Source organism: Nonomuraea sp. K271 (genome assembly GCF_009908215.1).
Classification (GTDB): Bacteria; Actinomycetota; Actinomycetes; order Streptosporangiales; family Streptosporangiaceae; genus Nonomuraea; species Nonomuraea longispora.
The window spans coordinates 44,148-56,256 of sequence record NZ_JAAAHR010000042.1; the positions used below are offsets into that span (position 1 = coordinate 44,148).

The following is a 12,109-nucleotide window of genomic DNA, read 5'->3' on the forward strand; positions in this document are numbered from 1 at the left end:
TCCTCAGAAGAACGACGGGAACCGGAAGGCGTCCTTACCAGGACGGAAAGTCCGCCATACCCATATTTGCGCGCCGAGGATGATGGGTGCGAACGGCAGCACCATGACACTGAGCACATTCAGCGTGGCAAGGGGTGCGCTGTGCCCCAGCAGGTACGGCATCGCGCCCACCAGCACCCCCACCGCGGGGATCGCGGCGACCAGCCCCGTCGCGAGCAGCGCCAGGCCCGACCGCGTGGCGCCGAACTCGCCCGGCGTGCGCCAGGCCAGGAACGTCCATCCGTGCAGGGCGAACAGCAGCGTCATCACCACGCCCAGCAGCACGCCGAGCGGGTGGACGGGCGGCGACGCGAACCCGGTGGCCGCCGCGTACAACGTCATCCCCCAGCCGAACGACAACCCCAGCGACCCGAACGCGATCGCCGCGTCCCACAGGCCCCGCCACGCGTAGCCGTCGAGCCTGCGCCGGAACCACAGCCCGGCGTCGCGCACGACCCAGCTCAGCAGCATGGCCACGACCAGCGGGTACAGCCCGAACAGCACCTCGCCCTCCAGCAGCGGGTAGACCCCGACCATTGTCCCGGCGACCGCCACCAGCCACACCTCGTTGGCCAGCACGTACGGCGCCACGGCGGCCACCATGCGGTCCCGGTTCTCCCGCGTCCTGCCGAGCACCGGCAGCAGCAGTCCCACGCCGAGGTCGAAGCCCTCGAGGGCGAAATAGCCGGCCAGCAGCACCGCGAAGAAGACGAACCAGATCACTTCCATGTGTCACGCACTCCTCAGTAGCTCAGGGCGGGGGATCGCGGCTCGTCCACGTCGGCGGCCCCCAGGGCCGTTCCGCGTGGTCCCCGCCTGACGACCCGGGCGATGAGGACGTAGTCGACGAGGGCCAGCAGCCCGAGCACGGCGGTGAAGGCGAGGAGCGAGGTGGTGACCATGCCCGGGGTCAGCCCGGGTGACATGGCGTCGGCCACGGTGAGCCGCTCCCAGATCATCCACGGCTGCCGCCCGACCTCCCTGGCGGCCCAGCCCATGATCGAGACGATGAACGGCAGCGGCGTCATCGCGATCAGGATCGGATGGGTCCAGCGCCACCTCGGCAGTACGCGGACCAGCGGCAGCATCCCGAGCAGCACGACCAGCGCGAGCAGGTGCCCGGCCTCGATCATGAGCGCGAGCGGCAGCGCGGCGCCCACGTCCCCGTCGAACTTGCCTTCGGCGAGCCCGCCGAACTGCGCGTAGCCGAAGCCCAGCGTCACGAAGATCCCGATGGCCGCGGTGTACACGCCCATGCGCATCGACCGGGTGAAGAACTCCAGCTCCTCGGTACGGCGCCGCAACTGGTACGCGCTCGCGCCCACCAGCACCATGCCCCCGGTGAACAGCCCGGCCCCGAGCACGTGCGGGAAGGAGAAGACCAGGGTCTTGTTGGTGAGCAGGGCGCCGAAGTCGGTCAGCATCATCCGGCCGCCGCGCACCACGGCGCCGGCCGGGTTCTGCAGGAAGGAGTTGGCGACCATGATGAAGAACGCGCTGGCGTACGCCGTCAGGGTCACGGCCCAGATGCAGGCCACGTGCGCCCACTTGGGCAGCCGCCCCCACCCGAAGATCCACAGGCCGAGGAACGTGGACTCCAGGAAGAACGCGACCAGGGTCTCCATGGCCAGCGGCGCGCCGAACACGTCGCCCGCGTAGTGGGTCAGCCCGCTCCACGCCAGCCCGAACTGGAACTCCATCACCAGCCCGGTCACGATGCCCAGTGCGTAGTTGACGACGTAGATCTGCCCCCAGAACCGCGTCATCCGCTCGTGCACCGGCCGGCCGGAGGCCGCCCACCGGGTGTGCATGATCGCCACCAGCGGTGCCAGCCCCAGCGTGAGCACGACGAAGAGGAAATGCAGGTTGCTTGTCACCGCGAACTGCGCACGGGCCAGTTCGAGTACGTCCATCACGACTCCGTTGTTGTGCCTGATCCATAGACAGCCTACATGTAGGCAGGCTACATGTAGGCTGTCTATATGAAGGACCGATGTCTAGGATCGGAACCATGAACCCGGACGCGCTACGCGGACACATGGACGCGCTGCTGCTCTCCGTGCTGGAGCGGGAGCCGCTGCACGGCTACGCCATCATCGAGGCGCTGCAGGAACGCAGCGGAGGCGCGCTCAACGTGCCGACGGGCACCGTCTATCCCGCGCTGCGCAGACTGGAGCGCATCGGCTACCTCGCCAGCGAGTGGGCGACGGTGGGCGGGCGCAGGCGCCGCACCTACCGGCTGACCGACGCGGGCAGTAGGCAGCTCGAGGGCGAGCGCTCGGCCTGGCGGGAGTTCACGAGCGTGATCGGCGGCGTGCTCCGCGCGAACGCCGTCGCCCCGGGGTGAGCCGGCGCCTCAGGCGGCGTGCGGGCGCGGGACTCGGGTGATGCGCATGCACCGGGCGGCACAGTAGATCTGCATGCCCCACACGGCCCAGGTCACCAGGTTCGCGAGCAGGGAGGGCAGGGCGGCCAGGGAGTTGGGGTCCTTCGTGCCGTAGGAGAGCATCAGTCCCAGGCCCCCGGTGACCGGCAGCGAGGCCCACACGATCCACCCCAGCGACCTGGTCACGAGCCGGGGCCGGTGCATCCACCGGGCGCCCCTGCTCAGCGCGAACAGCGCGATGCCGCCGTACAGGCCGGTGGCCAGCTGGATGCCGTCGAGCAGCTGCGAGAGCGTGTGATACCACTCCGGCTGGTGGGCCCAGGTGTCGTCGGAGGGCGGGTAGGCACGCCACAGCAGTGACCACATGAGCACCGTGATCGGCAGGCCGGCGAACAGCAGGACACCGAGCCGCCGGCCCGCGGAGGCGGTCAGCTCGGCCTGGTAGCCGGAGGCGATCTCGGCCACCTCCCCGAACTCGGCCACCGCGACCCGCTCCGCCTCCGCCCGCTCCACGCCCTCGGCCTCCAGCGCGTCGGCGGTGTCGGTCAGGCTGTCGCGCGCTTCGACGACCATGTCGCGCTTGAGGCCATGAGGGCCGGCCAGGGCGCGGTCGAGATCTGCCACGTAGTCGTCGATGCGCATGACGCCAAGTCTAGGGAGCGTGAACCCGGGGGCCCATCCGGGACTTCCCCGATGTTGCGCGGGGGCGAGGTTGATATGTAGGAAAAATCCTACGTATAGTGTCCGGCATGCTGATCTCCCTCATCGAGACCGTCACCGTGCCCGTCGCCGACCAGGACCGGGCCCTGGGGTTCTACGGCGGAGTCCTCGGCTTCGAGACGCGCACCGACAACCCGTTCCCGACGGGCCGCTGGCTCACCGTCTCACCCGAAGGCGCAGGGACCACGCTGCTGCTCGCCTCCTGGTTCCCCGAGATGGGGCCGGTCGGCGGCCTGGTGGTCGCCGCGCCCGACCTCGACCCGCCGGCCGCGTGGCTGCGGGGGAACGGTGTCGCCATCGACGGCCCGAGCGACCAGCCGTGGGGCCGCCAGTTGTTGTTCCACGACCCGTACGGCAACGGGTTCGTGGCCGTGCAGGCATGACGCCCGACCACGTGTTCACGGCGCTGGCCAGCCCCGCCAGGCGCGAACTGCTGCGCCTGCTGCGCGACGAGGGCGCCCAGCCCGCGGGCCGGCTGGCCGAGCGTTTCGCCATGAGCAGGCCCAGCGTGTCGGAGCACCTGCGGGTGCTCAGGGACGCGGGGCTGGTGTCGGAGACGCGCAAGGGGCGCGAGCGGCATTACCGGCTGGAGGCGGCGCCGCTCATGGAGATCCGCGACTGGCTCAGCCCGTACGAACGGTTCTGGCGGGAACGGCTCGCCACCCTCACGACCGTGCTCGACGACATGGAGGACGACGATGACCCGCGACACGACGGCTGACAACCCTCGCGCGATCAAGGTCGACCAGATCATCGCCCACCCGCCCGCGAAGGTCTGGCGGGCGCTCACCGAGCCGGAGCTGGTCGCCCGCCGGCCCATGCCCAACGACTTCAAGCCGGAGGTCGGGCACCGGTTCACGTTCACCACGGCCCCCAAGAAGCAGATCGGGTTCGACGGCGTCGTCCACTGCCAGGTGCTGGAGATCCAGGAGCAGCGGCTGCTGAAGCTCAGCTGGAGCGACGGCGGACGCGCCGACTGGACGGTCACCTGGCGGCTCGTGCCCGAGGGCAGGGGCACCCGGCTGTTCATCGACCACGAGGGCTTCGACCCTGACGACGAGCTGCAGCAGCTGTCACGCCGGATCATGGGCGGCGGCTGGCGCAACGCCGTCCTGCGCACCATCGCCGCCGTCGTGGACGAGCTCTGAGCGCCGTCCCTACGGCCACCAGCGGTGGCCGGCCAGGCGACGCATCTCCACGGCGGCGGAGGCGAAGTCGGCGGAGGTGACGTGGTCGTCAGGGGACAGTCCGGCGTAGAGGGCGGCGAGGTGGTCCGGCGTCGCGGCGGGGTCTGCCGCGTGCGGCCCGCGGCGCATGGTGTGCTCGTCGGCCAGCGCGCGGCGGCGGGAGAACCAGCGCACCATCGGCCGGCGCAGGCTCACCCGCACGCCGCGCGGAGTGAGCGAGAACACGCAGTCCTCCACCCGCACGCCGGACGGATGGGCCAGGCCGGCGAACCGGCACGCCGACAGGTCCAGCCCCGACAGCGCCAGGTCGGCGGCCTCGACCCGGCGCAGCGAGGTGAGCGTGGACCTGCCCTTGCCCGTCACGACGGCGGGGCCACGCAGCACCGCGCCCTCCAGGTCGGCCTGCGAGTCGGTCAGCCGCAACGTCGTCGGGCCCGACACCGCCACCCTGCGCAGGTCCACGCCGCACCGGGCGACGACCACGTCGAGCAGGCCGTCGGCGCGGGCCCTGGCCGCCGAGAGCCGGCCGGTGGCCGACAGGTACGCGTCCCCCGCGAAGTGGGCGGCGTCGAAGCCGGCGTTCCCCATGACCTTGCGGAACGACAGCGTACGGCCGAAGCGGGTGCCCCTGAAGGCGGCTCCGCCGCAGAGGCGGGCGCCGTCGAAGGCGGCGTACCCGTCGAACCTGGCCCGTTCGCACGACAGCCCGTGGCCGAACACGGCCTGGCTGAACAGCGCGTCGCGGGACATCAGCGCCCGGTCGAGCGAGACGTGCCCGCGCACGGTGACGCCGTGGAAGGAGAACTCGCGGGCGAACCGGGCGCCGGCCAGCGACACGTTGCCCTCGAACCGGGCGCCGAAGAACGAGGCCAGCCGGTCGAACCTGGCGTCGTCGAGCGACACGTCGCCGGTGAACGTCACGCCCGGCAGCCGGATGTCGCCGGTGAAGCGGGCCCGGTCGAACCGTGCCCGGCCGGGCCTGCCGCCCGCGGCCTCGATGACCCGGGACATCAGGTCGCCGTTGACGGTGGTGCCGCGCAGGTCGAGCAGGCGGCCGGGGCGCAGCGCGGCGAGCGCTTCCGAGAGGTGGTCGGGAGGGAGGTGGGCGAGGCAGTGGCCGGCCGGGCGGACGGCGACCCCGGTGCAGCCGGCGGAATGCGCGCAGGTGACCCAGTCCATGCAGTGGTCATACCCGCGGCGGCCCCATGTCAAGATTAGATGATTTAATGTTCTATCCACTTTTGTGTGGAAAAATGCGGGCTAAATTACCTCTATTGTGCCGGGCATGCGCGCTTTATCCCGAGCATCCCTCACCGCCTTGATCGCGGCGGCCCTCCCCACGTCCCTGCCCGCAGCCCTGCCCGCCGCCCTGCCCGCAGCCCTGCCCGTGGTTCTGTCCGCGGCTCTGTCCGCGGCTCTCCTCACCACGCCGGCTCGGGCCGAGCCGCCCGCCCCCTGTGCCACCACCGCCACGCACCGGATCTCCCAGGTGCAGGGCGAGGGCGACGCCACCCCGCTGGCCGGCCAGACCGTGCGGGTCGAGGGCGTCGTCACCGGTGACTTCCAGCGGACCGACCAGCTCGGCGGCTTCTTCCTCCAGGATCCCCGCCAGGACGCCGACCCGCGGACCTCCGAAGGGCTGTTCGCGTACGCGGGGGAGGCGGTCAAGGACGTCGAACCCGGCGACCGGGTTCTCGTCACCGGCCGGGCCACCGAGTTCAACGGGTGGACGGAGCTGTCACCGGTCACCGCCGTGGACGTGTGCGGCACGGGACGCGTGGCTGCGCGGCCGTACCGGCTGCCCTCCGGCGGGCTGGAGCCCGTCGAGAACATGCTGCTGACGTTCCCGCAGCCGCTCACCGTCACCGAGCACTACAATTTGGGCCGCTACGGCGAGGTCACACTCTCCTCCCAGGGCCGGCTCTTCCAGCCGACCGACCGGCGCGGCGTGGACCCGGCTGCCAACGTCCGCCGGTCGCTGCTCGTCGACGACGGCTCCACCAGGGAGAACCCGGCCACGCTGCCGCCCGTCGTACGGGCCGGCGACGTGGCGAGCGGGCTCACGGGCGTGCTCGGGTACGGCTTCGGCGCGTACCGGCTGCAGCCCACGAAGCCGGTCGCGTACAGAAGCGCCAACCCGCGCCCGCGCAGACCCTCACCGGTGGCCGGGAACGTGAAGGTGGCCTCGTTCAACACCCTCAACTGGTTCACCACGCTCGGCTCGCGCGGCGCCGGCGACGCCGAGGAGCAGCGGCGTCAGCTCGCCAAGCTGGTGGCCGCGCTCAAGGGCATGAACGCCGACGCGGTTGCGCTCATGGAGGTCGAGAACAACGGCCGGACCGCGCTGCAGGCGCTCGTGGACGCCGTCAACGCCGAGGTCGGAGCGGGCACGTACGCCGCGCTCACGCACCCCCACCCGGGCACCGACGCCATCCAGGTGGGCCTGATCTACAAGCCCGCCAGGCTGACCCCGGTGGGGGAGACCAGGGCGTCGCAGGACGCGGTGTTCAGCCGGCCGCCGCTGATCCAGACGTTCCGCGGGAAGGGCGGCGGCCGGCCGTTCACGCTGGTGGTCAACCACCTCAAGTCGAAGGGCAGCTGCCCCTCCAGCGGCCCCGACGCCGACCAGGGTGACGGTCAGGGCTGCTGGAACGCCACCCGCGTCGCCCAGGCCGAGGCGCTGCTCGGCATCGTCGCGGACCTGCCGGGACCGATCGTGCTCGGCGACCTCAACGCCTACGGCGAGGAGGACCCGATCAGGACCCTTGAGAGGGGCGGTCTGGCCAGCGTGACCAAGAGGTTCGTCCCCGCGCCGCAGCGCTACAGCTACGTCTTCGACGGGCTCGCGGGCGAACTGGACCACGTGCTCGTCGGCAGGGAACTGCGGGGGCGCGTGACAGGCGCGACCATCTGGCACGTCAACGCCGACGAGCCGCGCATCCGCGACTACAACACCGAGTTCAACCCGCCGGACCTCTACCGGCCTGACGCCTACCGCTCCTCCGACCACGACCCGGTGATCGCAGGGCTGACCCTGCCCGGCGGAAGGTAGACAGTGGAAAGGGGACAGTCGTCAGTAAGATCCCCTTCCGTTGAGATCACGACTCATCACACAGCTGGAAAGGGGGACGGGACAAGGGCCTGATGCCGCCCGGTGCCCTGGCGAGGCCGTATGATCGCGGTCGCCGGTCCGCACATGGTGCCCTTCGGCCGGTTGGGGCGCCGGGCCGAGGAGCCCGCCTTCAACCACATCTGGGACCGGGCGGGCAAGGACATCGAACGGGTCATGCTGCCTCTCACCGTGGTGGAGTTCGCTCTGGCGTAGGGCCGGAATCACCGGGCAGGGTATTGAGTTCTAACGGTCACAGACGTAACGACGAACGAGGAGCCTCTTGTGGCGACCATCGAAGTGACAGAGAAGACCTTCAACGACATCGCCGACAAGGGGATCGTCCTGCTCGACTTCTGGGCCGAATGGTGCCCGCCCTGCAAGAAGTTCGGGCCGATCTTCGAGAAGGCGTCGGAGAAGCACGAGGACATCACGTTCGGGAAGATCGACACTGATGCGGAGCAAGGGCTGGCGCAGGGTTTCGACATCACCTCGATCCCCACGCTGATGGCCATCCGCGACGGCATCGTGGTCTTCGCCCAGGCGGGCGCCATCCCGGCCCCCGCGCTGGAAGACCTGATCAGGCAGGTTCGGGCGCTCGACATGGACGCCATCAGGGCGGAGCTCAACGAGGAGCTGAAGAACGCCCAGAAGAACTGACCCTGGCGAGCCCTGCCGGTCACGGCGGGGCTCTCGCGTGATCGCCCTCAGGGCTTGCGGCCGACTCCCACGTACCCGAACGTGATGCCCTTGCCCGGGTCGCCCGGATCGTCCGTGCGCCAGTCGTACGGGTGCACCAGGCCGGGCTCGGCCAGCTCGTACCCGTCGAAGAAGCGCTCGATCTCCTCCCGGGTGCGCAAGTTCAGCGCGGCCGTGGCCTTGCGGTATACCTCCAGGGCCTGCGGGGTGATGTCGGGCCTGGGGTCCACGGCGTGGCTGATGACCAGGTGGCTGCCGGGCGCGCTGGCGTCCCGCAGCCTCGTCACCACCCTGTGGGCGAGGTCGTCGGGGACGAAGTGCAGCACGGTCAGCATCAGGAACGCCACCGGGCGGTCGAAGTCCACCAGGCCGTCCAGCCTGTCCAGCAGCGCGTCGGGCTCGCGTACGTCCGCCTGGAGGAAGTCCACGTTGTCGCGGCGGGCCAGCAGCGCCCTGCCGTGCACGCACACCACGGCGTCGTAGTCGACGTACACGACACGCGCCTCCGTGGCGATCTCGTGCGTGTTGCCCTGGGTCGGCAGGCCGGCTCCGAGGTCGACGATCTGCCGCGCGCCCTCGTCCACGAGATGGCGTACGGCGCGGCGCAGGAACGCCCGGTTCGACCGGGCGGCCTCCTTGGTGTGGGGGAAGGTCTTGAGGATCTGCTCCGCCGCTGCACGGTCGGCCGCGAAATTGTCCTTGCCGTCGAGAAAGTAGTCATACATTCGCGCGACGTTAGGGACGTTGGGGTCGACCCCCTCGGGGGCATCATCCACGTTTTTCTCCCGATAATTCGCCCTGTTTGCGGCGATCATAGCGGGGTAAACCGCCAAAATCTCCAGAAAAGGTGATGACGGAGAGCGCCATTGAGACGCACATCACGTTCTGTGACCTGCGTGGCCGCGTGGTGAACAGCGGAAGGCCCGGCCGCCCCGCACGAGGACGAACCGGGCCGTACGTGTCCGGACCCGAAAGGGAGGGACACAGGTTCAGAGGGGTCAGCCGCGGTAGAGCTCGGCCACCTGGAAGGCGAGGTCGAGCGACTGGCCGCGGTTGAGCCGCGGGTCGCAGGCCGTCTCGTAGCGGGTGGCGAGATCGGTCTCGCCGATCTCGTGGCCCCCGCCCACGCACTCGGTCACGTCGTCGCCGGTGAACTCGATGTGAATGCCGCCGGGGTGCGTGCCGAGCGACCTGTGCACCTCGAAGAAACCGGCCACCTCGTCGAGCACGTCGTCGACCCGCCGCGTCTTGTGGCCGCTCGGCGCCTCGAACGTGTTGCCGTGCATCGGGTCGCAGATCCAGGCCACCCTGGCACCGGTCGCGCTGACCTCCTTGACCAGCGCGGGCAGCGTATCGCGGATCTTGGAGGCGCCCATCCGGGTGATGAACGTGAGCCGGCCCGCCTCGTTGCCGGGGTTGAGCTTCTCCACCAGCGAGACCGCCTCCTCGGGCGTCGTCGAGGGGCCGAGCTTCACGCCGATCGGGTTGCGGATGCACGAGAAGAAGTCGACGTGCGCGCCGTCGAGCTGGCGGGTGCGCTCGCCGATCCAGACCATGTGCGCCGAGACGTCGTAGGGCAGCCCGGTGCGGGAGTCGATGCGGGTCAGGGCGCGGTCGTAGTCGAGGATGAGTGCCTCGTGCGAGGAGTAGAACTCCACCGTGTGGAACTCCTCGGGATCGGCCCCGCAGGCCCGCATGAACGCCAGCGCCTGGTCGATCTCCCTGGCCAGCTTCTCGTAGCGGCGCCCGGCCGGGGACTCGGCGACGAAGTCCTGGTTCCAGGCGTGCACCTGGCGCAGGTCGGCGTAGCCGCCCTTGGTGAAGGCGCGCGCGAGATTGAGCGTCACCGCCGAGGAGTGGTAGGCCTTGAGCAGCCGCCACGGGTCGGGCCTGCGGGCCTCCGGGGTGAACTCGAAGCCGTTGACCATGTCACCGCGGTAGGCGGGCAGCTCCACGCCGTCGCGGATCTCGGTGCCCTTGGAGCGCGGCTTGGCGAACTGCCCCGCGACCCGGCCGATCTTGACGACCGGCACCTTGCCCGCGTAGGTCAGTACGATCGCCATCTGCAGCAGTGTCTTGAGCTTGTTGCGCACGTTGTCGGCGGTGGCGCCGGCGAACGTCTCGGCGCAGTCGCCGCCCTGCAGGACGAAGGCCTCGCCGCGGGCCACGGCGGCCAGCTGGTCCTTCAGCTGGTCGCACTCGCCCGCGAAGACGAGTGGGGGCAGGCCGCCGAGCTCGGCGACGACCTTGTCGAGCTCACCGGGGTCGGGCCAGTCAGGCTGCTGCGCCGCGGGGAGGGCTCGCCAGGAATCGAGATCCACGAGATTGCTGCTCACGAGATACGAGGGTATTCCACTGGGTCACCCCTACCGACCCCATTGTCCACGTTGTGAGAAGGCAGTTATCCGGATGCGGGCTCAGGACGGCGGGCTTTCCCTGACGTTCACGTGCTCGGGACGCACACCGAACCCGATGAACCGCGGGATCAGCCGGTTGACCAGCGGAACCTTCGTCAGGTCGCGGGGCAGGACCGACGGGTCGAACCGGCTCGACAAAGCGGGACGGATCACCAGATTGTGCACCACCCGCTGGGCCGTCTGAGTCACCCTGGTCGGCGTCATCCGCCTCCTCTGCAGCAGGTGCAATGTTTGCTCGGGGATCGGCGCGCCGGACCTGAGCGAACCGGCCAGCAGGTTGGCGGCGGCCACCGCGTCCTGGACGGCCAGGTTGATGCCCACCCCGAACACCGGCGACATGGCGTGCGCGGCGTCGCCGATGCACAGAAGTCCCGGCCGATGCCAGCCGCGCAGCCGGTTGAGCGCGACCGTGAGCACGCTCACGTCGTCGTAGCCGCGGATTTCGCCCGTCCGGTCCGCCAGCCACGGCAGCAGCCTGGCCACCGGCTCGCGCAGAGCGTCGATGCCGCCGCTCACGAGCGCCGAGAATCCGCCCTTGGGGATGACGTACGCCAGCTGCCAGTACGTCTCCCGGTTGATCGCCACCATCATGGCGCCGCTCGAGATCCGCAGGAACGTGTCGTCACGGTCCCCGTCGTTCCTGGGCAGCGCGAACCAGACCACGTCCATCGGCGCCCTGAGATCCTCGGGCACGAGGCCGGCCCGCTCGCGCAGGATCGAGGAACGCCCGTCGGAGGCCACGGTCAGGGCCGCCCTGATCTCGTGCTCGCCCGACCCGTCGCGGTAGCGGAGCCCGCGCACGGCGCCGTCCTCGCGGATCAGGTCGTACGCCTCGGAGTTCATCAGCAGCCGGAAATTCGGGTATGTCCCGGCCGCCGACGTGACGAGGCTGAGGAAGTCCCATTGCGGGACGAACGCGATGTAGTCGTATTTACCGGGCAGGCCGCGCAGGTTCGCCAGCCTGATCTCGCCGGTGTCGGTGACGATGCCGACCTCGTACGCCTTCCTGTGGGGCAGCCGCAGGAAATCCCGCGCCAGTCCCAGCTCGTCGAGCACCTGCAGGGTCGACGGGTGGATCGTGTCGCCCCTGAAGTCGCGCAGGAAGTCGCCGTGCTTCTCCAGCAGCGTCACCTCGACACCCGCCCTGGCCAGCACGAGCGCGAGGACCGCACCCGCCGGCCCGCCGCCCGCTATCACACATCCCATGAACCTCACCCAGTGAACTCGACAAGCCGGGGTCCCGGGCATCCGACATGCCCGGAGATCCGAAGTACATGCGTGAGCCGTCCACCGTAGTCCTCCTCCCCGCGCCCGCGGGCGGCCCCACGGCCAGGGCTCTCCAGCGAAGGAGGAACCGATGAACGACGACCCCCACGACCCCCACGCCCTTGCCGGCACCTACGCCGCGCACGCGCTGCCGTACGTCGAGCAACTCCTGTTCGAGGACCACCTGCGCGGATGCTTCGGATGTGAGGCGGAGGTGCGGCGCATGCGTGAGACGCTCGCCGGCCTCGCGGACGCGGCGGCCGTCCCCCCACCCGCCACCCTGCGC

14 protein-coding genes and 1 pseudogene are annotated in these 12,109 nt (G+C 70.2%); 8 read left to right on the forward strand and 7 right to left on the reverse strand.

Annotation, left to right across the window (positions count from 1 at the left end):
• Positions 1-3 precede the first annotated feature (3 nt).
• Both GUY59_RS17080 and GUY59_RS17085 read right to left on the reverse strand, forming a co-directional pair.
• Positions 4-768 carry a cytochrome d ubiquinol oxidase subunit II gene (locus GUY59_RS17080; RefSeq protein WP_138201335.1) on the reverse strand — a complete coding sequence of 255 codons (765 nt, stop codon included), beginning with the start codon at positions 766-768 and terminating at the stop codon, positions 4-6.
• A 14-nt stretch (positions 769-782) separates the two neighbouring features.
• Positions 783-1,952, reverse strand: coding sequence for a cytochrome ubiquinol oxidase subunit I (locus GUY59_RS17085; protein WP_138201334.1), 1,170 nt, complete (start codon positions 1,950-1,952; stop codon positions 783-785).
• Positions 1,953-2,050: 98 nt separating this feature from the next.
• Between GUY59_RS17085 and GUY59_RS17090 the strand changes: the two genes are divergently transcribed.
• A complete protein-coding gene (locus GUY59_RS17090; RefSeq protein WP_138201368.1) occupies positions 2,051-2,386 on the forward strand; it encodes a helix-turn-helix transcriptional regulator in 336 nt (111 codons plus the stop codon).
• Between the two features lie 9 nt (positions 2,387-2,395).
• Here the strand turns inward: GUY59_RS17090 and GUY59_RS17095 are convergent, their stop codons facing one another.
• On the reverse strand, positions 2,396-3,067 hold the full coding sequence (locus GUY59_RS17095; protein WP_138201333.1) for a permease prefix domain 1-containing protein: 672 nt from the start codon (positions 3,065-3,067) through the stop codon (positions 2,396-2,398).
• Positions 3,068-3,174: 107 nt separating this feature from the next.
• Between GUY59_RS17095 and GUY59_RS17100 the strand changes: the two genes are divergently transcribed.
• From GUY59_RS17100 to GUY59_RS17110, 3 genes are read left to right on the forward strand one after another with little or no spacing between them, the layout of a single operon-like run.
• Positions 3,175-3,528, forward strand: coding sequence for a VOC family protein (locus GUY59_RS17100; RefSeq protein ID WP_138201332.1), 354 nt, complete (start codon positions 3,175-3,177; stop codon positions 3,526-3,528).
• A complete protein-coding gene (locus GUY59_RS17105) occupies positions 3,525-3,866 on the forward strand; it encodes an ArsR/SmtB family transcription factor (protein ID WP_138201331.1) in 342 nt (113 codons plus the stop codon). The genes GUY59_RS17100 and GUY59_RS17105 overlap by 4 nt, the downstream gene beginning before the upstream one ends.
• Positions 3,844-4,293 (forward strand): SRPBCC family protein, encoded by a 450-nt coding sequence (locus GUY59_RS17110; RefSeq protein ID WP_138201330.1) that lies wholly within the window; start codon positions 3,844-3,846, stop codon positions 4,291-4,293. The genes GUY59_RS17105 and GUY59_RS17110 overlap by 23 nt, the downstream gene beginning before the upstream one ends.
• A gap of 9 nt (positions 4,294-4,302) precedes the next feature.
• Here the strand turns inward: GUY59_RS17110 and GUY59_RS17115 are convergent, their stop codons facing one another.
• Positions 4,303-5,511 (reverse strand): pentapeptide repeat-containing protein, encoded by a 1,209-nt coding sequence (locus tag GUY59_RS17115; RefSeq protein ID WP_138201329.1) that lies wholly within the window; start codon positions 5,509-5,511, stop codon positions 4,303-4,305.
• 106 nt (positions 5,512-5,617) lie between these two features.
• Here GUY59_RS17115 and GUY59_RS17120 point away from each other — a divergent pair, with 106 nt between their 5' ends.
• From GUY59_RS17120 to trxA, 3 genes are all read left to right on the forward strand, one after another.
• On the forward strand, positions 5,618-7,384 hold the full coding sequence (locus tag GUY59_RS17120) for an ExeM/NucH family extracellular endonuclease (protein ID WP_161714576.1): 1,767 nt from the start codon (positions 5,618-5,620) through the stop codon (positions 7,382-7,384).
• A 120-nt stretch (positions 7,385-7,504) separates the two neighbouring features.
• Positions 7,505-7,657: a hypothetical protein gene (locus GUY59_RS17125; protein ID WP_161714577.1), complete on the forward strand. Its 153-nt coding sequence runs from the start codon at positions 7,505-7,507 to the stop codon at positions 7,655-7,657.
• A 69-nt stretch (positions 7,658-7,726) separates the two neighbouring features.
• Positions 7,727-8,101 carry a thioredoxin gene (trxA, locus tag GUY59_RS17130; RefSeq protein WP_132337866.1) on the forward strand — a complete coding sequence of 125 codons (375 nt, stop codon included), beginning with the start codon at positions 7,727-7,729 and terminating at the stop codon, positions 8,099-8,101.
• A gap of 47 nt (positions 8,102-8,148) precedes the next feature.
• Here the strand turns inward: trxA and GUY59_RS17135 are convergent, their stop codons facing one another.
• The 3 genes from GUY59_RS17135 to GUY59_RS17145 all read right to left on the reverse strand — a co-directional run bounded on the left by GUY59_RS17135 (position 8,149) and on the right by GUY59_RS17145 (position 11,763).
• Complete coding sequence (locus tag GUY59_RS17135; protein WP_138208501.1) at positions 8,149-8,955, reverse strand: SAM-dependent methyltransferase; 807 nt, start codon at positions 8,953-8,955, stop codon at positions 8,149-8,151.
• Between the two features lie 183 nt (positions 8,956-9,138).
• Positions 9,139-10,476 carry a class II 3-deoxy-7-phosphoheptulonate synthase gene (locus tag GUY59_RS17140; protein WP_132337862.1) on the reverse strand — a complete coding sequence of 446 codons (1,338 nt, stop codon included), beginning with the start codon at positions 10,474-10,476 and terminating at the stop codon, positions 9,139-9,141.
• Positions 10,477-10,557: 81 nt separating this feature from the next.
• Positions 10,558-11,763 (reverse strand): FAD-dependent oxidoreductase, encoded by a 1,206-nt coding sequence (locus GUY59_RS17145; RefSeq protein WP_171055629.1) that lies wholly within the window; start codon positions 11,761-11,763, stop codon positions 10,558-10,560.
• A gap of 151 nt (positions 11,764-11,914) precedes the next feature.
• On the opposite strand from GUY59_RS17145, the pseudogene GUY59_RS17150 reads away from it, so the two are divergent.
• Positions 11,915-12,109, forward strand: a pseudogene (locus GUY59_RS17150) (anti-sigma factor); the annotation flags it as partial.

What these genes read in the sequence shown, in the direction of transcription:
- GUY59_RS17135 (WP_138208501.1), bottom strand. Translation starts at nt 8,955, where the DNA reads ATGATCGCCGCAAACAGGGCGAATTATCGGGAGAAAAACGTGGATGAT.
- GUY59_RS17080 (WP_138201335.1), bottom strand. Translation starts at nt 768, where the DNA reads ATGGAAGTGATCTGGTTCGTCTTCTTCGCGGTGCTGCTGGCCGGCTAT.
- GUY59_RS17095 (WP_138201333.1), bottom strand. Translation starts at nt 3,067, where the DNA reads ATGCGCATCGACGACTACGTGGCAGATCTCGACCGCGCCCTGGCCGGC.
- GUY59_RS17145 (WP_171055629.1), bottom strand. Translation starts at nt 11,763, where the DNA reads ATGGGATGTGTGATAGCGGGCGGCGGGCCGGCGGGTGCGGTCCTCGCG.
- GUY59_RS17100 (WP_138201332.1), top strand. Translation starts at nt 3,175, where the DNA reads ATGCTGATCTCCCTCATCGAGACCGTCACCGTGCCCGTCGCCGACCAG.
- GUY59_RS17120 (WP_161714576.1), top strand. Translation starts at nt 5,618, where the DNA reads ATGCGCGCTTTATCCCGAGCATCCCTCACCGCCTTGATCGCGGCGGCC.
- GUY59_RS17085 (WP_138201334.1), bottom strand. Translation starts at nt 1,952, where the DNA reads ATGGACGTACTCGAACTGGCCCGTGCGCAGTTCGCGGTGACAAGCAAC.
- GUY59_RS17115 (WP_138201329.1), bottom strand. Translation starts at nt 5,511, where the DNA reads ATGGACTGGGTCACCTGCGCGCATTCCGCCGGCTGCACCGGGGTCGCC.
- GUY59_RS17125 (WP_161714577.1), top strand. Translation starts at nt 7,505, where the DNA reads ATGATCGCGGTCGCCGGTCCGCACATGGTGCCCTTCGGCCGGTTGGGG.
- GUY59_RS17105 (WP_138201331.1), top strand. Translation starts at nt 3,525, where the DNA reads ATGACGCCCGACCACGTGTTCACGGCGCTGGCCAGCCCCGCCAGGCGC.
- GUY59_RS17110 (WP_138201330.1), top strand. Translation starts at nt 3,844, where the DNA reads ATGACCCGCGACACGACGGCTGACAACCCTCGCGCGATCAAGGTCGAC.
- GUY59_RS17090 (WP_138201368.1), top strand. Translation starts at nt 2,051, where the DNA reads ATGAACCCGGACGCGCTACGCGGACACATGGACGCGCTGCTGCTCTCC.